The organism is Natronomonas amylolytica (assembly GCF_037031205.1).
In the GTDB taxonomy this organism is placed as follows: domain Archaea; phylum Halobacteriota; class Halobacteria; order Halobacteriales; family Haloarculaceae; genus Natronomonas; species Natronomonas amylolytica.
In genome coordinates, this window is sequence record NZ_JAYEZM010000002.1 from 299,345 (window position 1) to 316,372 (window position 17,028).

Sequence of the window (17,028 nt, forward strand, 5' to 3'; positions counted from 1 at the left end):
GCGAGTAGCGGCGGTGGGCCGGCGTGCCCGTCGACAGGCGTCGTCTCACGTCTCGGAGGGGGTCACGCCATATCGGCATCCGACGCCGTCTCGACCGGGTCGACCCGGAAGACGTACCCCGAGTAGGCGTTGTCGAGGTTCGTCGGACTCTCCTCGGCGGTGTGGTCCGGACAGAGATACGCCCTCGCCACGACGGCCCCGTGGCCGGTCTCTTCCTGATAGCGCTCGCGGACGACGAACGCTGGCGGTTCCGCACAGCCGCGGCGGTGACACTCACGAGGGAGTTCCTCGTCCTCCGCCGGCGGTTCCAACTCCTCGCTTCGGGTTCGTGCCTCCTCGATGTCCCGCTCCCGCTGTCGCCGGTCCTCGTCGGCGGCCTGTTTCTCGCGGCCCTCTTTGGTGTCGGGCATTCCCGTTACTTCGACTGCGAGCAATATAACGGTGGGGTGGCAGACTCGAACTCGTCCGTGAACCGACTGTCCTATCCCGTACCTACCTCGATGACGGTGGTCAACTCCGTGTTGCCATCAGGGCCGACGATCTCGATATCGACCCCGACGGCCACCAGTACCGCCTCGTTGGCCCGCTCCTGTATCACGATGCCGTCGAGGGATTCGCACGTACCGAACCGCTTGCCGGGGCCGGACTCGCAGTTCGTGGCGGCCCACTCGCGTGCGGCGCTGTCGTTGTACCGGATTTCGCGGGCGATGCCCTCCTCCAGCGCCGCCGCCTCCAGCGTGTCGATATCGCCCCCGATTTCGGCTCGAACCGCCTCGGCTTTCCCATTGCGGGCGGGCCAGCGGTACTCGCCGGCGGTCGCGGCCGCGGCGTCGTGGACCGAGCGGTCGAGGTAGGCGACGGCTTCCTCGCCCGTCACCTCGGGTTGGCGCTCGGTGTCGGGGTGGTAGCCCAACTGGAGGTAGGCAAAAAGCACCGGCGCGAGGCCGATAGCGATGACCGCGGCGGCGACCAGTACCAGTTGGCCGCGGTCGCCGGTCATGCGTACCAGACCCATATCGTCACCTCCCCGCCGGTCGTCGGCACGCGGGCGTGGCCGACCTGCACGCTCGCCGGGCGTTTGTACCCGACGGCGCCGTGTGGCGTCTCGACCCGATACAGCAGGTTGTCGCCGAGAATGCGGTCGACGCGCGTATCGAGGGCGTCGGCCTCCCGGTCGAAGGCCGTCGGTGACTGGGTCACCTCCGAAAGCCGCGTTTCGCCGCCGTGCCGCGGCGGTTCGTTGGCGAGGACGGCCGCCGCGTCCTCGGCGTAGGCGTCGAGTTGCGGCGTGTCGGTGTCTGCCGACGGCACGCCGAGCGCGAAGCCCATCGTCACCGCGAGGACGAGAACGACGCCGATGCCGGCCTCGATGACCGACAGCGAGAGTTGGCCCCTACTCATCGACGGTCACCTCGACGAGCGCCTTCGTCGTCCGGCGCGGATAGTAGGTCACGGTCACGTCGCCGGGCTGGGGGTCGCCGTCGAACCGGAGCGTCGTGGTTTCGTACCGCGAGAGGGCGATGTCGTACTCGCCGCCGAGGTCGTCGGGGTCGTGAAGGACGACGCGGTCGTTCGCGCGGACGGTCTCGACGCCCGCGTCGGCGTCGATGTCGACGGTGGCCGTCGGACTCCGGCGCGGGAGTGTCGTCTCGCCGTGTGTCAGCGGTGGGTCGACGGTGACTGTCTGTCGGTCGGCGCGGAGGGCGATTCGACGGGCCGTCGGGCCGGTCGGGTCCCCGCGCTCGTAGATCGTCTCGCCGTCGATGACGACCCGGATGTCGACGCCGCCGGGGACGATATCGGCGACCGTCCGGGCGTCGAGACGACTCGCGTTCAGGACGTTCCGGCGGTCGGTAAGCCGACTGTCGGCGGCGACGAGCCGGTCGGCCAGCGCGTCGGCGGTCGCCCGTTCGGCCGCGTTTCGGTCGGCGATGGTGAAGGCGCCGTCGGCGACGGTCACCGAGAGGGCAGTGACGGTCGTGACGACGAGCAACGCGACGGCCAGCGCCGGCAGGTTGGCCTGCCCCTTCACGTGAGACGCACCTCCAGTCCACCGTCGGTCGTCGTTACGACGACCTGTGCGTCCTCGCCGCTTTGCCACGTTCCCGAGACGCTCACGACCCGCTCGGGCAGCACCAGCGGCACGGTTTCGTCGATAGCCGGGTTCGGGTGGTCGAGAACGAGACGGTCCCTGTCCGCGTGAACGCGATAGGCCTCTCCGGCGATGGTCGCCGGCAACTCGATGTCGCGCGTGACCGTAGCTCCCACGGCTTCCGGTGGAATCGCCGCTTCGATGTCGGTCGCGGCGTCGGCGAGCGTCCGTTCGGCGACCTCGCTGCCGGCCGTCGCACGGTACTCGGGGACGGCGCCACCGTAGAGCGCGGTCGTCACGAGGCCGATGTAGAGGACGACCAGCGTGGCCTCCATCGACTTGCCGATGACGGGGCTGATGGCGCGGTCGGCGGCGCCGAGGCGCTCGGGGTCACTCACCGCCGGATACCTCCGCGTTCAAGTCGTGAACGACGAGATAGCCCTGTCGGTCGCCCTCGAAGGTCGCGACGACGGTCGGCGGCGAACCGGGTTCGCGGTCGACGGTCGCACCCTGCTCGCGGAAGGCTCGCTCCCACGCGCCCGGGGCGTTCGTCTCGATGGCCACGGAGAAGGTCGCCGTACCGAGGTCTCGCCGGTCGTGACTCACGTCGCTTTCGACGGTGGCGGTGACGCCGCCCTTGCCCGAAACCCCCCCGACGCCGTCGCCGAGTCGTGCCGCACCGATGATGAGGACGTCCTCGCCGACGGTCACGGGGGGTTCGGTCGCAAGCCAGCCCGTTCCGCCCTCGCCGCGGACGATGGCGCCGGCGTGGAACGCCACGCGGCGGTCGCCCGACTCGAAGACCAAGGCGTCGACCGCCAGTCGCTCGACGACCTCGCCGTCGGCGCGGATTTCGAGGGCCCGGTCGACCGGTGCGAGGCGGCCGCTGCTGAAGGTGACGGTGCCGCGACGGGGGCCGGTCGTGGCGACCGGTTCGAGGGCGCTGTCGAGGTCCGACGAGACCCGTTCGGCGTCGGCCTCGGAGGCCGTCGATTCGACGACGGTGCCGACCGCGGCGGTGAGCGCGCCCATCGAGACGACGGCGATTCCGAGCAGCAGGGCGACGCCAATGACGTTGGACTGGCCGCGAATGGCGGACCGTGATTCGCTTCGGGTCATATCATCCGTGCCCCCGAAAAGACGAGATAGCAGACGAACACGAGCGCCGCGGAGTGAAGCAGTGCCTCGTAGCGGCTGCGGGAGGCGGTGCCGGCGAACCAGCCGCAGGCCAGCATCGTCGCCTGCGTGACGACGTAGAAGCGCCGCGTGTCCCGCTCGATGTCGACCGCGTTGGGGTCGATGGCGACGCCGGTGCCGCCGGAGACGGTCGCCAGTTGTGCGAACCCGTCGAGGACGTAGGCGGTGACGGCGATGACGATGCCGACGACGAGCAGGGCGGTCGTCCACCCGACTACGATGTAGACCAACATTTCGGAGCGGAGCTTCTTCCGCTGTTCGTGGAGCTGACCGATCTCCGTCTGGAGCGTCTCGAAGGTCGTTTCGGGGTCGCTCCCGACGTCGAGAGCGCCCGTCACGAGACCGACGGTCTGTTCGGCCAGCGGCGTCCCGACGCGGTCGACGAAGCGGTCCAGTGCCTCCTGTCTGGTGTCGCCGGTTTCGGTGCCCGTCGTCAGTCCGAGCGAGAAGGCGAGGTCCTCGATGTCGGCCTGAAGCGGCCCGAAATCCACCTCGCGGGCGACCGTCTCGACGGCCTCGCCGAACGGTCGGCCGAGGCTGACGTGGCCGGAGACGGCGTGGACGAAGTCCCGAATCTCGCGGTCCTTGGCGTCGTCGAGGCGCGCTCGCCGGAGGGCGACGGCGCCAACCGGGAGGCCGTAGGCGACGTAGCCGAGCAAGGCGACGTTGACCGGCGGTTCGCCGACGGTCCACAGCGCCGCGACGGCGAGGCCGGCTATCGGGAGACAGACGACGGCAGCGCTGGCGGGGTTGGTCGTAGCGCTCGCGAGGGTCGCCAGTCCGCCCGGTCGCTCGTAGCTCGGGGTGTGACTGGCCGGGCGGAGTTCGCCGACCAGATAGGCCGTACAGGCGCCGACAAGCAGGACGAAGCCCGCGCTCCCGTAGACCAACACGGCGCGGGCGGTCGGCTGGCCGGGCAACGGGATGGGCTGGGAGAGTCCGGGAGCGAGGACGCTCATCACCGTGATGATGATGACCAACAGTGCGGGCAGCACCAGCAGGACGATGAACAACTCGGCCAGCAGTTCGAGGAAGTCGCCGGCCCGCTGGCGTCGACGGGACTGCTGGTGAGAGAGCATCCGCGATTCCATCCGGAGATAGCCCGTCAGGGCGTCCGAGCCCTGTTTGGCGTGCTCGCGGAACTTCAAAAGAAACGGCGAGAGGTGCTCTCTGGAGGGTGTCTCGCGGGCCACCCGCCGAAGGCCAGCATCGAGGCTGCCGGTCAATGCCGCCTTCCCGAGGACGCGCTCGAAGGCCGCGCTCGTCTCGCCGTAGGCGTCCTGTTCGGCGACCTTTCGGAGCATGGTTCGCCGGTCGTCGCTGCCGTCGGCCAGCGCGCGAAGGTAGCGGACGGCGCCGGGAAGCGTTCGCTCGATGGCCGCCCGGCGGGCGTCGGCCCGCCACCGCAGGTGGGCGCTGCCGACCGCGACGGTCGTCCGCTTGGCGAGTGCACCTGCTGGAGCGGCGACGGCGACTGCGACGTAGAGGCGGGGAATCTCGGGGGCGACGCCGCCCGTGCTTCCGGGAACGACCGCCCGGGCGGCTTCGAGCCCGGCCACGACGGCTTCGGTCGGCAGCGCGACCACGAAGACGGCTGCCAGCCAGCCGACGCCGACCGCGACCAGCCACGAGAGGCCGTAGACCCGGGCGAGATAGGTGTCGAAGCCGACGTCGAGGGCAGCCCCGCGGTACTGTTCGCGGTCGGCGTCGTGCTTGCGGCGGTCGGCGTGCCGAGAAAAGAGGGCATAGAGCCCGCGGTCGAGCACCGACAGCGGCCTCGCGAGGGCGCTAATCATCCACGGCCTCCGCGTCGGCACTCGTCCGCTCGCGCTGGATGCGCTCGATGGTCGCCGCCTCGTTCGTCCGGAGGTCCGCGAGGAAGCCGAACAACTCGTCCATGTCGGTGACGCCCTCGCGGACGAGATACTCGACGTAGCCGTGTTTTCGGTGGAACTCCTCGGTGACGGCGTCGACCGGACGGTCGGTGCGCTCGGCGAGGCGGTCGAAGGCATACAATCCCAGCCGTTCGGTCGGGTCCCCGAACTTCGGGTGGTCGTAGGCGAACGTCCAACTGTCGTCGGGGTTTCGCGAGAGGACCGTGTTGTAGTGGACGGTCACGTCGCCCTTCTCGATGGTCTCGGTTTCACCGTCCAGTTCGGCGGCCTCCTGCTCGGAGAGCAACTCGACGACCTCGCCGACGTACCGTTCCCCGTCGACGTGACGGGGGAAGACCACGAGGTCGAGTTCCCGGAGCAGGTAGGCGGGCAGGCCCTTCTCGACGACCCGGTTGACGAGTTTCTCGACGTCCTCGGCGTGGGTGGTTCCGAGAGCCCCGTGACCAGTTTGCAATACCTCACCAAACGTCTCGAAGGAGGCGGCCGAATTGATTTCGGCGATGACTTCCGTATCCGGATTCAGATAGTTCGTCTCCGTCATCAAATCGGCCATCGAGACGTGTTTGTGCTCGTCCTGATGGTCCCGCGTCGTCAGCGAGACGCCCGTCTCGTGGGGCAGGAGGACTTCGCGGGAGCCCTCGTCAATGCTGACTGGGCGGTCCTCGAAGTCGACGAAGGGCATGTGTGCGTTCATTAGCGTCGTCTTGCCGACCCCGGTCGGCCCGGAAAAGAGGACGACGCCGTGGTGTTCGTACAACAGCCACAGCAGGGTGACGAGTTCGGTCGGGAGCGCCCCGCTCTCGACCAGTTCCGGCGGCGTGAGCACGTCGGCGGCCTGCTTCCGAATCGAGATGTGGGGGCCGTCCTCGGAGATGGTCGGCAGCGCGACCGCACACCGGATGGTCTGGTCGAGTCCCTCGGGTTCAAGGTTCACCTTCGCGGAGGGGCGACTCGCCGAGAGTTCGACGCCGTCCTCGGCAGCCAGTTGCGTGACGACGTTGACGAACGCGTCCTCGTCCTCGAAGGTGAGATTGGTCGGTTCGCGACCGCCGCCGCGAGGGACGACCTTGAGGCGCTCGCCGACCCGGTTGCCCTCGATGTCTTCGAGATTGGGGTCCCGAATCGGCACCGTGAGCTGGCCATAGCCGACCAAATCGCGGAGGACGTAGTAGAGCAGGTCGTCGAGGCGGTCGTCGGCGAAGCGGCGGGAGACTGGCGGCACCGCGAGGTCGTATTCGGCCAGCGCCGACCGGGCGCGGTAGCGGGCGGCGTCGAGCCATGCGCGGGTGTTGCGAGCCGTGAGGCGGCGAGAGAGCAGTTGCTCGGCCCGCTCGCGAACGACGCCCGCGCGGTCGTCGAAGGCGGTCGCGCCGTCGACGCCCTCGATGCCGACTTCCCAGACGCGCTCCTTGCACTCCTCGATGAGGCGGTCGTCGCCCGGCAGGCGGTCGGGTTCGCGGACGGCGTACTTCCGCTCGAAGGGGTCGACGCCCAGCATGCGCTCCCGATAGCGGACGACGGGAATCTCGTAGCCGGCGAAGGAGACGGTATACCGGGCCAGCCGCTCGGCGCTGAACCGTTCGAGGAACTCCGGGTCGTCGAGGCCGGTTCGGGCCGGCGCGTAGTCGGTCAGGTGGACCAGTAACTCCCCGTCCGCGAGGTCACCCACCTCGATTTCGTCGTCGATGGCGTGCGGCGTCAACTCGCCGAGACATTTCAACTCCGCCAGCGCGTGGTACTCCAGTCGACGCCGCTCGCTCGGCGAGCAGTCCACGAGGCGGTCGATGGCCCGCCCGTACTTCGGGTCGAACCCAGCCCGCAGTTGCTCGGCAGCCCCCTCGCGGGTTCGGGGCCGGCGCAACTCGGCGCCCCCGAAGTAGTCGCGGACCGCATCGAGGTCCGCCGACGCGTCCGCCGAAAGCGATGGTTCCCGAACGTCGTAGACGAACGCTTCGTCGTCGCTTTCGACAGTCGCGACGACGCCGGCTTCCAGCGCGTACTGGTCGTGGACATCGGGTGCGTACCACGCGTCGGGGCTGTCGGGCGGTTCCGGTGGCGGGACGGTCGGAAGCTCGGATGGCATCTGAGTGGTTTTCCCACTCTATTGAATTTAAATATTAGTATTTAGGGAAAAATCATTTGCTACTGGAGAACTAGTAATATGTCTCCGTACATTCCATCTTTCTCAGTCTCGGTTCGACCGCCGCAGTTTCATCGTGGCCCCGTTCTCGCCGAAAACACGGTGTGGGCGCGAACGGCCTCGATTCCGGGTCGTCGAAAAACGGACCGGTGTAGTCCGTCAGTTGCGGCCCCTGTCAGCTCCGCGTCCTCTGTCGTTCCCGTCGGTCGCTTTCAGCACGACCGGATTTACCGGAGCGCCGCTGCCGCGTTCGATGTGTAACGGGGCCGCGGTGAAGAGGAACTCGTAGATGCCGTCGCGGGCGCAGGCGGTGGCGAGTTCCCGGAGGTCGAGTATTTCGTTGATACTGACGCCGAGGTTCCGCAGCAGCGCGCCGTGCAGCGGGATGACCAATGTCTCGTCGTCCCCGTCCTCGTCGACGTCGATCTGCTGGGTGACCTTCTCGACGGCGAGGTTGTCCGCGCCGACATAGGGGATATCCTTCTCGTAGAAGAAGTCGAACAGGTCATCACTGTAGACCAATCCGGGTTCGTTCAGCGCGGCCCATTCGGCATCGGGGTCGCGTGTCCGCTCGACTGCACCCGTCCGGACGAGGAGTACGTCCCGTTCGCGGAGTTCGGTGCCCTGGGCCTCCGCGGTCGTCATCAGGTCGTCGTAGGTTATCTCGTAGCCGAGCGGCAGGCGGTCGTTCTCGTCGCTCGCGTCGAGTGCCCGGCCAACGTCCAGCAGGACGCCGCGGCCGGCGATACCGGCGTCGGCGGCGTTTTCGATGCCGGCCTTGCTCAGCCCTCGCGTTTCCGAGACCTTCGTCAGGTTCTCGTCGTCGCCGTTGTCCGGGATGGCGTCCCGGTCGGGGGTTCCCAACAGCGGGGTGTCGAACTCCTTGACCGTCTCGGTCGTCCGGGCGGAGAAGCCGTTGTAGATCTCCTCGCCGTACCAGGCGTGTCCCAGTGCGTCGACGTGGGTCGTTCCCTGGAGGAACATGTCGGCGACGAACTTGTCGTCGACGAACTTCACGCCGCCCGGCTGCGGGGCCGGTTCGACCGCCGTCGTGTTGTCCCGGCGGCCGGGCGTGCGCGGCGGGAACGCCGGGTCGCCGGTATCCGTTGCCGAATCGATGACCTCGCCGGTCTGGGACAACTGGAGCGTGAAGCGTTCGACGCGGTTGCGGCCGCGCTTGGTCGCCGCGCGCATCCCGTCGAAGGCCGCCGCGCCGTCGAGGAGGTTCAGCCGTCCGAGTTCGTCGTCCTCGCCGAAGCGCCCCCAGTCGTCCGGCTTGTCCGCGAGCAGTTGCTCGACCGCCGATTCGGAGTCGGTCTCGGCCGCCGCCGTCGAGAGGCTCGACCCCGCGAGCGCGAAGGCCAGGGCCGCTCCACATCCTCCGACGAACCCTCGACGCCCGACGCTCCCGCAGCTACAGTCTTCGTGGTTCTTGTGGTCGCTGTTGTCTTTCATACCGTATCAAATCCTACGTGCAATGGTAGCACGCAACTAAGAAAATCTGTTGTGAAAAATATAAATACATCGGTGGTTCGGACGACGGGGCGTACCGGGCGCTCGCCGGTAAAAGACTCCAAAACCCGTATGAATGGATCCCGACGCTATTCCATTCGGAACCGAGTACCGAACCGGGTGGACCGATTCCACGTCAGGCCGTCCAGTGTCCGTTCGGCTGCTGCAGTTCGAGCGTGACGTTGTTCCCGCCCGAATCGACGCGGTCGAACTCGAGGGTGCCGCCGGACCGTTCGGTGACCCAGTGGACGAACCACAGTCCGAGCCCGCTCGAGTGGAAAATCGGCGTCAGCGACGCGAAGTCATCCAGCGGGAGGTACTCCATGTCCGGAATCTCCGGCGCTGAATCGATCACCTCGACCGTGACGGTCGACCCCTGCGAACGCACCACCACGTGGACGGAGGGTTCGTCGGCGTCGTTGTGCTTGACCGCGTTCTCGACGAGTTCGTGGAGCGCTCTATCGACGGCTGGCACGGCGACGACCGTCGCCGAATCCGGGGCCTCATAGCTGAGTCTACTGTCCGGATACTCCTCACGAACAACCTCAACGACCGACTCGACGACCGCGACCACGTCGAGTTCCTCGGCGGGGTCGCGCTCGGTCAACAGTTCGACGATATCGTGGTGGTTGTCGAACATCGAGAGCAGCTGCCCGGACGCGGTTTCGATCCGGTCGGCGGCCTCGGAGGGGTGTGCCGTGCCTTCCCGGAGTTGGTCGGCCTGTCCGTTAATGACGTTGACCTTGTTGCGGAGGTGGTGCTGGAGCAGTCGGTCGACGGCGTGGAGGTGCTGGTCTCGGGCGACCCGCTCGGAGATGTCGCGGCCGACACCGACCAGTCCGACGACGTCCCCATCCCGGACCAGTCGCCGTTTGCGGAACTCGAAGGGTATCTCTCGGCCCAGTTTCGTCACGACCGTCGCCTCGATGACGTCCTCGCCGTCGGCGAACACCGTCGCTATCGATTCCGAGATGCGCTCGGAATCCGCGTCGACGAAGAACTCCTCGACGTCCATCCCTCGGACCTCCGACTCGTCGTAGCCCGACACCTTCAGCAGGGCGTCGTTCCATCGTTTCAGTTGCCCGCCGGGCGTGATGACGTAGAAGACGTCCTGAAGCGCGTCCAGGGCGTCGTCGATGAACTGGCGTTCGGCCTCCAGTTCCGCCTGGGCGTTCTTGAGGTCCGTGACGTCGATGACGACCGCCTGTCCGATGTCTTGTCCCTCGTATCGCCCGGGTGCGGTGGCGACGCGGATGTCGCGCGTCTCGCCGTCCGCCCGCTGTAGCTTCATGACGGTCGGGCCGGCCGACCGTTTGTCCCCGACGACCTCCGCGAGTTCCTGCTTGGCCGTGTACTGGTCGGCGGGGTCGATGAACTCGAAGATGGACCGCCCAACCAGTTCCGACCGGGAGGAAAGGCCCAGAAGGTCGAGGACGGCGTCGTTGCCCCAGAGTATCTCGCCGTCGGCGTCGAAGAGGTTGATCGGCGCCGGCGACGTCTCTATCAACTGCCTGTATCGCCGCTCGCTGTCGCTCGACCGTAGATACCTCATCGGGGGCTAACTACCGCGCCGTTCGACCGCCGAGGCGACTGCGCGATGATTCAGGGCCATTGATTTCGGTATAATCCAACGGGTACTATGTTAAGTGTTCATGTGGTATTGTGACGTGATATCGCGTATGGAGATGACTGTCGGGAAGCATCCGCCTCGTCCTTCCGAGGGGAGATACCTGTTGGGCTGACTATTCAAAAAGCCGCTTCAGATCCTCGTCGTCGTAGTTAACCAGCAGCCGGTCTTCGTCCTTGAAGGTCCGGAGGACCACGTTCGTTGTGGAGTCATCGACGCCCTCCGTCTGGATTATCGCCTCCATGAGCTCTCGGAGGTGCTCGTGGTCTCGGACGCGAGAAATGACGTAAAACGACATCTCGCCGAGCATGAAGAACACCCGTTGGACCCCGGAAAGCGACGAGACTCGGTCAGCGATCTCCTCATAGCCCGGTCCATCGTAATTGGCGTTGATCTCGGTGATCGCCGTCAACCCGAGCCCGAGCTTCTGTGGATCGAGTTTCGAAATCTTCCCTTCGACGATGCCCTGCTCGCGGTATCCTTCGATTCGATAATAAATAGTGGATTTACTGACGTCCAACTCGTCGCTCAAATCCTCGACGCTTATCTCCCCATCCTCGTCGAGATGTCGGAGGATTTTGAAGTCCACCTCATCGAGTTTCACGTCTGGCATAGTGTCATCCATATATTCACGTTCGGTAATAAGTCATTTTACTATCAACACGGCCGCATGGAGGGACAGTCGGACAAATCCCTATACTCTCAGCGTATCTCCACGTCGGCGTCCGTAGCCGGTCGATCTTCGCGGATCGGATTCCGGCGCCGTTCGGCCGAGACGATTCCGGGGTCGATGGTCGTGGTCACCTGACCGGCTTCGGTTCCCATCTCGGCGACGACCGTTCCATCGGGTTCGATAGCCATGCTGCTGCCACAGAAGGTGTCGCCGGCCTCGGTTCCGGCGCGATTACACCCGACGACGTAGGCTCCCTGCTCGACGGCTCTGGCGGGGAGGAGCCTCGCCCAGTCCCGCTCCATTTTGACGGTCCACGCCGAGAGGTTCACGAAGAGGTCACACTCCGCCCGTGCGAGGGCGGCACTCGATTCGGCGAACGCGAGATCGTAACAGATCTGCACCCCGACGCGGCCGAACGGCGTCTCGACGGCGACGTAGCGGTTGCCCCGCTTGAAGACGTCCTGCTCGTCGCCCCAGAGATGCCGCTTGTCGTATCGCGCTCGAATCTTGCCGTCGGCACCGAGCCAGACGGCGGAATTGTACACCGCCTCGCCATCTTCGACGGGCATCCCGAAGAGGACCTCGCTTTCGGTAGCCTCGGCGGCCGCGCTCAGTTCCTCTGTCGTCGGGCCGGGGACGGGTTCGGCGAGGTCCTCTATCCGGTCGAAGACGTGGTAGCCCGTCGTCGCGAGTTCGGGAAAGACGATGAGGTCGGCGTCGGTCTCCCGGACGACGGTCGCCATACGCGAGACGGTCTCGTCTTTTGGCTCCTCGAGCCGGGAGTCGAACTGGACGAGGTTGCACTCGAAGCGCTTCATCGCCCCTCGAACTCCGGCTCGCGGTCCTCTTGGAACGCTTCGACGGCCTCCTCGTGGTCCCGCGTCTGCGAGCAGATTCGCTGGGCGCGAGTCGCGTCCGCGAGGGCTTCCTCGAGGCCGGTCTCGAAACTGTCGTTGACGAGTCGCTTGCTCTCGGCGAGGGCGACTGGCTGCCGGTCGGCGAGGTCGCTCGCGAACGCGGTCGCGGCCTCGAGCAGTTCGTCGGCGTCGACCTGCTCTTTGGCGAGGTCCCACTCGACGATTTCCTCGCCGGAAAGCTTGCGGCCGGTGAAGATAAGCTCCTTGGCGCGGGCCTCGCCGATGAGCCGGGGCAAGAGGAAGGCGCCACCGTCGCCGGGGACGAACCCGACGTCGATGAACGTCTCTCCGAGGACGCCCTCGTCGCTCGTGAATCGGAAGTCGCAGGCGAGGGCGGTATCACAGCCGGCCCCGAGCGCGTAGCCGTTGATTGCGGCGATGACGGGTGTCCGAATCTCCCGCAGCGTACGGACGACGTTCTGGAAGAGGCCGAGGCCCTCCTCGTAGTCGGCGAAGTCCATCTCCGGAGTCAGCGGCATATCGGTCAGGTCGACACCGGCACAGAAGGCGTCGCCGGCGCCGGTCAGCACGATCGCACGGATGTCGTCGCGGTCGTCGAGTCGTTCGAGTGCCTCGACGGCGCCCCGGAGAAGCGGTTCGTTGTAGGCGTTCATCGCGTCCGGCCGGTCGTAGGTCACGCAGGCGACGTACTCCTCGAGCCGTTCGACCTCGATTGGGGCGTCGATCTCAATCATCGGTATCACCTACGGGGGCCGCAGGGGCTTCAGTATCGGTGGCCGACTCCCGGAGCGTGACGGCCGCGTCGACGATCTCGACCCCCTCGTCGTCCGCGAAGACGGGATTGAGGTCGAGTTCCTCGATCGCGGGGTTGGCCTCGACGAACGCCGAGACCTCCAGAAGAAGGTCGATGACGGCCTCCCGGTCGACCGGGGCGTTCCCGCGTGCGCCGTCCAGCATCTCCTGGGCCTCGATGTCCGAGAGCATGGCCTGGGCATCGGCTTCCGTGAGCGGTAGCGCGCGGAACGCGACGTCCTCGAGGACTTCCACGAAGACGCCGCCGAGGCCGACCATCATCACCCGCCCGAACTGCTCGTCGTCGACGACGCCGACGATCAGCTCGACGTTCTCCTCGAGCATCGGCGAGACGAGCACGCCCTCGATATCCGCGTCGGGGTCGTACTCCCGGGCGGCGGCGAGAAGCTCCTCGTAGGTCGCCTCGGCCTCGGTCTCGCGGACGTCGAGTGCGACGCCGCCGGCGTCCGATTTGTGGACGATGTCCGACGACACTACCTTCATCGCGGCGGGTTCGCCGGTCGACGCGACCGCCTGTCGCGCTTCGGCCGGCGACTCGACCAGTTCGAAGGATGCGACTGGAAGCCCCCGGTCCCGGAGCGCCCGTTTGGCGGTGTACTCCGAGAGCTGTTGGCGCCCGTCTTCGAGGGCGCGAGTGACGGCGTCCGCCTCGTTGTCCGCCTCGCGGAGCCGGAAGTCGCTCTTCTCGTCCGCGATGTCGAGGTGGGTTCCGTGGGCGGCGAGCGACGCGAGGCTGCTCGCGGCGATGTCGATCGATTCGACGACCGGGATGCCGCCCTCCCGGAGTATCTCGTGTGGCTCGGTGCCGAACTCCGCGTAGGCGCTCTGGACGACGATCGGCGTCCCCTGCTCGTCGGCCAGCGTGACCAACTCGTCGGCGACGCCGCACTCGACGTCGGTGTACTGTTCGGCAAAGCGGATGCCGTAGCCGCCGAAGAGACCGGCGAGCAACAGGGCATCAACGTTCGGGTCGGCCAGTATCGCCTCCGCACAGTCGTAGAAGACGCGCTGGTCGTCGTCGGTTCCCCCGGCGACGTCGACGGGATTGACGATGCTGGCCGCGTCCGGCAACACCTCGCCGAGTCGCTGTTGGGTTTCGGCGGTCAGGTCCGGTACCGAGAGGCCGCGTTCGGCGAGCGCGTCGGCCGCGAGCGTCGCGTGGCCCCCGCCGTCGGCGAGGATGCCGACGTTCGGCCCCTCGGCCGCGGGCAGCGACGACAGGGAGTTGGCGACCGCGAGCAGTTCGTCCGACCGTTCGACGCTGACGACGCCCGCCTGTTCGAGAACGGCGTGGGCGACGGCGCTATCGCCGGCCAGCGCGCCCGTATGAGAGGAGGCGGACTCCTTGCCGACGTCGGACTTCCCGCTTTTGAGCGCGATGATCGGCGTCTCGGTGCTCACCTCGCGTGCCGCCTGCAGGAACTTCCGGCCCTCGCTCATCCCCTCGACGTACAGCACGATGGCGTCGGTCTCGGGGTCGTCGTTCAGGTAGGGGAGGTACTCGTGGAACTTGAGGTCGGCCTCGTTGCCGACGCCGACGTAGTGGCTGTAGCCGACGCCCTCTCTGGTCGCCGCCTCGGTGAAAAGCGAGATGGCCATGTTGCCGCTCTGGCAGAGCAGGCCGAGGCCGCCCTCGGGGACGCCCTCGGCGCCGACGAGGTTCAACCCCTCGTGGACGTTGATCATCCCGGAGGTGTTCGGGCCGATGAGCCGGATGCCGTGTTCGTCGGCGAGCGAGACGATCTCCCGCTCCAACTTTTCGCCGTCGGAGCCGGCCTCACCGAAGCCGACGGCGATGACCACGGCCCCGGCGAGGTCCGTCCCCGCGCAGTCCTCGAGGACGTCCGGAACGATGTGTGCGGGCGTGACGATGAGCGCGAGGTCGACCCGGCCCGGAATCGCGGAGACTGTCGGGTAGACCTCCAGCCCGTGGATCTCCTCGGCACTGGGGTTGACCGGGTAGATGTCTCCGTCGTAGCCGCCCTCCTGAAGCGTCTCGATGGCCTGATAGCCGCGCTTGGTCTCGTCAGTCGAGGCGCCGACAACCGCGACCGCGTCCGGGTCCATGATGCGTTCGATGTCGGTCTCTGTTTCGGTCGTTTCGGCCACGGTCACTCCCCCCGGAACGTCGGCTCGCGGTCCTCGGCGAACGCGTCGACGCCCTCCTGCCAGTCGTCGGTCTCCATGCATGTGAGCAGCGCCTCCGCTTCGGCGGTCCGCATGTCTTCCCGAGCCGCGGAGCCGACGCGCCCGAACTGTGCTTTGGCGAACTCCATCGGAATCGGCGCGTTGCCCGCCAGATCTGCGGCCAGTTCGTCGACCGCATCGTCGAGGTCCGCCTCGTCGATGGCGCGGGTGACGACGCCCTCGTCGGCGGCTTCCTCGCCGGTGAGCTCCGCTGCCGACAGGATGAGTTCCTTCGCACGCGCGGCGCCGACCCGCTGGGCGAGCGTGTAGGTGACGCCGCCGCCGATGTAGGTCCCGATACTCACCTCGGGGAACCGCATCTCGGCGTCGGTCGCCATGAGGATGAAATCCGCGCTCAAGGCGAGTTCGGCGCCCGCTCCAATCGCGTAGCCCTGAACCTTCGCGACGACCGGTGCCGGGTGCGTCTGAACGGCCTCACAGGCCTCCTGTGCGTCCCAGACGTACTCGCGGCGTTCCTTCGGCGTGCGCTCTTTATCGTCGTGGTTCTGCATATCCGCGCCGACACAGAAAGCCCGGCCTTCGCCTTCGAGGACGACGACCCGCGCATCGTCGTGTTCCGCCCGGTCGAGCCCGGACCGGATTCCCTCGTAGAGATCGCCGGTCACGGCGTTGAGGCGGTCGGGTCGATTTAGTCGGATATGTGCAACGTTACCGTCTAGCTCGTAGATGGTCGATGGACTCGTCTCCGAATCTGTTGCCGTCATGGCTGGCACTACCTCATGCCTCGTGACTCATCCACATAAAGTTTCGCTGATTATCAAAACAGGCGAAGATATTCGGAGTAATTCTAAAGATGGTATTGTTTTGTGGGATAGTTTCTTATAGGAGTGTGTTTAACAGACCCATAGCCATGTCGAAGGGCTCGAACTACAGTCGACGCGACGTACTGGCAGCAACTGGTGCGGGAACGATCGCCGGGTTGGCGGGCTGTCTCGGTGACGGCGGCAACGGCGGTAACGGTGGCAATGGCGGCAATGGCGGCGGTAACGGCGGCGGCAACGGTGGTGGCGGCGGTGGCGGCCAGCTCCGGTTCCTCGGATTCGGCGGGAACACCCAGGAGGCCCAGATGTCCGTCTTCGAACCGTGGGCGGAGGAAAACGGTGTCGAAGTGACCGGAACCGAAGCCGGCGGGACCTCGGAGATGATTTCGCTGATCAAGCAGAATCCCGGCTCGTTCGACATCGTCGCGCTCAACGACACTGGGATGGTCCGTGCACAGCAAGAGGATGTCATCGAGCCGATCGACCTCTCGATGGTACCGAACTACGAGGAGAACATCAGGGAGTCGGCCCGGTCGCTATCGTTCAACGTCGCCGGAGATGATACGTACGGCCTGATTCGAGAAAACGGCGCGACCGGGTACGCCTACAACACCGAACAGGTCGACGAAGAACTCACCTCTTGGGAGGACATCAAGAATTCCGCCTACGAGGGGAAGGTGTCGCTCATCGACCGGACCATCGACCGCCTGTCGAACTGTGCGGCTGCGGCCGACCTCAACATCAACGAGGTGCCGGACGACGAGGCGAAGACCGACCAGATGTTCGAGGAAGCCAAAGCACAGGACCAGAACGTTTTCAACTACTGGAGCGACGGTGCCACGTCCATCCAGTACCTCCGTCAGGAGAACGCGTTGATCTGTGAAGCGTGGGGCGGGCGCGTCCTCGCCCTCCAGGAGGAAGGCTACGAGCACATCGAGTACGTCATCCCCGACGAAGGCGCGATGGCTTGGTCGGACAACCTCGCCATCGTGAAGGGCAGCGAGAGCCGCGAACTGGCACATGAACTGCTGAACCACACCTATCAGCGGGAGCACCTCCTGACCCTCTCGGAGAAGATGAACTACACCGTCCAGGTGAAGAACCCGCCTGAGGAGATGAAGGCGCTGCCCGACTACGCGCCGGCCGAAGACCTCGCCTTCCGCGATTGGGACGTCGTCCTCCCCAAGGAAGACGCCTGGACCGATCGACTGAATACGATCAAACAGAGCTAG

The 17,028-nt window shown here is 66.3% G+C and carries 16 protein-coding genes; 1 reads left to right on the plus strand and 15 read right to left on the minus strand.

What is annotated here, in order from left to right; all coding sequences use genetic code 11:
* Positions 1 to 62: 62 nt before the first annotated feature.
* The 15 genes from U5914_RS04545 to U5914_RS04615 all read right to left on the minus strand — a co-directional run bounded on the left by U5914_RS04545 (position 63) and on the right by U5914_RS04615 (position 15,739).
* Entirely contained in the window at positions 63 to 410 is a 348-nt protein-coding gene (locus tag U5914_RS04545) for a hypothetical protein (protein ID WP_336134495.1), read from the minus strand.
* Positions 411 to 481: 71 nt separating this feature from the next.
* Positions 482 to 1,015 carry a DUF7261 family protein gene (locus U5914_RS04550; RefSeq protein ID WP_336134497.1) on the minus strand — a complete coding sequence of 178 codons (534 nt, stop codon included), beginning with the start codon at positions 1,013 to 1,015 and terminating at the stop codon, positions 482 to 484.
* On the minus strand, positions 997 to 1,401 hold the full coding sequence (locus U5914_RS04555; RefSeq protein WP_336134499.1) for a DUF7262 family protein: 405 nt from the start codon (positions 1,399 to 1,401) through the stop codon (positions 997 to 999). The genes U5914_RS04550 and U5914_RS04555 overlap by 19 nt, the downstream gene beginning before the upstream one ends.
* Positions 1,394 to 2,032: a DUF7263 family protein gene (locus tag U5914_RS04560; RefSeq protein ID WP_336134501.1), complete on the minus strand. Its 639-nt coding sequence runs from the start codon at positions 2,030 to 2,032 to the stop codon at positions 1,394 to 1,396. Before U5914_RS04560 ends, U5914_RS04555 begins: the two co-directional genes overlap by 8 nt.
* Positions 2,029 to 2,490 (minus strand): DUF7266 family protein, encoded by a 462-nt coding sequence (locus U5914_RS04565; protein WP_336134503.1) that lies wholly within the window; start codon positions 2,488 to 2,490, stop codon positions 2,029 to 2,031. Before U5914_RS04565 ends, U5914_RS04560 begins: the two co-directional genes overlap by 4 nt.
* Entirely contained in the window at positions 2,483 to 3,211 is a 729-nt protein-coding gene (locus U5914_RS04570) for a DUF7289 family protein (protein ID WP_336134504.1), read from the minus strand. Before U5914_RS04570 ends, U5914_RS04565 begins: the two co-directional genes overlap by 8 nt.
* The gene (locus tag U5914_RS04575) at positions 3,208 to 5,085 is read right to left on the minus strand and encodes a type II secretion system F family protein (protein ID WP_336134506.1); all 1,878 of its coding nucleotides are present in this window, start codon (positions 5,083 to 5,085) and stop codon (positions 3,208 to 3,210) included. The genes U5914_RS04570 and U5914_RS04575 overlap by 4 nt, the downstream gene beginning before the upstream one ends.
* Entirely contained in the window at positions 5,078 to 7,267 is a 2,190-nt protein-coding gene (locus U5914_RS04580) for a type II/IV secretion system ATPase subunit (protein WP_336134508.1), read from the minus strand. The genes U5914_RS04575 and U5914_RS04580 overlap by 8 nt, the downstream gene beginning before the upstream one ends.
* 216 nt (positions 7,268 to 7,483) lie before the next feature.
* On the minus strand, positions 7,484 to 8,779 hold the full coding sequence (locus U5914_RS04585) for a cyclase family protein (RefSeq protein ID WP_336134510.1): 1,296 nt from the start codon (positions 8,777 to 8,779) through the stop codon (positions 7,484 to 7,486).
* 193 nt (positions 8,780 to 8,972) lie between these two features.
* Complete coding sequence (locus U5914_RS04590; RefSeq protein ID WP_336134511.1) at positions 8,973 to 10,388, minus strand: PAS domain-containing sensor histidine kinase; 1,416 nt, start codon at positions 10,386 to 10,388, stop codon at positions 8,973 to 8,975.
* A 190-nt stretch (positions 10,389 to 10,578) separates the two neighbouring features.
* Positions 10,579 to 11,076, minus strand: a complete 498-nt coding sequence (locus U5914_RS04595; protein ID WP_336134512.1) for an Lrp/AsnC family transcriptional regulator — start codon at positions 11,074 to 11,076, stop codon at positions 10,579 to 10,581.
* A gap of 89 nt (positions 11,077 to 11,165) precedes the next feature.
* Positions 11,166 to 11,954: a carbon-nitrogen hydrolase family protein gene (locus tag U5914_RS04600; RefSeq protein ID WP_336134514.1), complete on the minus strand. Its 789-nt coding sequence runs from the start codon at positions 11,952 to 11,954 to the stop codon at positions 11,166 to 11,168.
* Positions 11,951 to 12,748: an enoyl-CoA hydratase/isomerase family protein gene (locus U5914_RS04605; RefSeq protein ID WP_336134516.1), complete on the minus strand. Its 798-nt coding sequence runs from the start codon at positions 12,746 to 12,748 to the stop codon at positions 11,951 to 11,953. Before U5914_RS04605 ends, U5914_RS04600 begins: the two co-directional genes overlap by 4 nt.
* Positions 12,741 to 14,936 carry an acetate--CoA ligase family protein gene (locus tag U5914_RS04610; RefSeq protein ID WP_336134518.1) on the minus strand — a complete coding sequence of 732 codons (2,196 nt, stop codon included), beginning with the start codon at positions 14,934 to 14,936 and terminating at the stop codon, positions 12,741 to 12,743. The genes U5914_RS04605 and U5914_RS04610 overlap by 8 nt, the downstream gene beginning before the upstream one ends.
* A 2-nt stretch (positions 14,937 to 14,938) precedes the next feature.
* On the minus strand, positions 14,939 to 15,739 hold the full coding sequence (locus tag U5914_RS04615; RefSeq protein WP_336134637.1) for an enoyl-CoA hydratase/isomerase family protein: 801 nt from the start codon (positions 15,737 to 15,739) through the stop codon (positions 14,939 to 14,941).
* 146 nt (positions 15,740 to 15,885) lie between these two features.
* Here U5914_RS04615 and U5914_RS04620 point away from each other — a divergent pair, with 146 nt between their 5' ends.
* Positions 15,886 to 17,028 carry an ABC transporter substrate-binding protein gene (locus tag U5914_RS04620; protein ID WP_336134521.1) on the plus strand — a complete coding sequence of 381 codons (1,143 nt, stop codon included), beginning with the start codon at positions 15,886 to 15,888 and terminating at the stop codon, positions 17,026 to 17,028.

Excerpts from the sequence above, each read along its gene's own strand:
- U5914_RS04545 (WP_336134495.1), bottom strand. The coding sequence starts at position 410 with ATGCCCGACACCAAAGAGGGCCGCGAGAAACAGGCCGCCGACGAGGAC.
- U5914_RS04550 (WP_336134497.1), bottom strand. The coding sequence starts at position 1,015 with ATGGGTCTGGTACGCATGACCGGCGACCGCGGCCAACTGGTACTGGTC.
- U5914_RS04555 (WP_336134499.1), bottom strand. The coding sequence starts at position 1,401 with ATGAGTAGGGGCCAACTCTCGCTGTCGGTCATCGAGGCCGGCATCGGC.
- U5914_RS04570 (WP_336134504.1), bottom strand. The coding sequence starts at position 3,211 with ATGACCCGAAGCGAATCACGGTCCGCCATTCGCGGCCAGTCCAACGTC.
- U5914_RS04575 (WP_336134506.1), bottom strand. The coding sequence starts at position 5,085 with ATGATTAGCGCCCTCGCGAGGCCGCTGTCGGTGCTCGACCGCGGGCTC.
- U5914_RS04580 (WP_336134508.1), bottom strand. The coding sequence starts at position 7,267 with ATGCCATCCGAGCTTCCGACCGTCCCGCCACCGGAACCGCCCGACAGC.
- U5914_RS04585 (WP_336134510.1), bottom strand. The coding sequence starts at position 8,779 with ATGAAAGACAACAGCGACCACAAGAACCACGAAGACTGTAGCTGCGGG.
- U5914_RS04590 (WP_336134511.1), bottom strand. The coding sequence starts at position 10,388 with ATGAGGTATCTACGGTCGAGCGACAGCGAGCGGCGATACAGGCAGTTG.
- U5914_RS04595 (WP_336134512.1), bottom strand. The coding sequence starts at position 11,076 with ATGCCAGACGTGAAACTCGATGAGGTGGACTTCAAAATCCTCCGACAT.
- U5914_RS04600 (WP_336134514.1), bottom strand. The coding sequence starts at position 11,954 with ATGAAGCGCTTCGAGTGCAACCTCGTCCAGTTCGACTCCCGGCTCGAG.
- U5914_RS04605 (WP_336134516.1), bottom strand. The coding sequence starts at position 12,748 with ATGATTGAGATCGACGCCCCAATCGAGGTCGAACGGCTCGAGGAGTAC.
- U5914_RS04615 (WP_336134637.1), bottom strand. The coding sequence starts at position 15,739 with ATGACGGCAACAGATTCGGAGACGAGTCCATCGACCATCTACGAGCTA.
- U5914_RS04620 (WP_336134521.1), top strand. The coding sequence starts at position 15,886 with ATGTCGAAGGGCTCGAACTACAGTCGACGCGACGTACTGGCAGCAACT.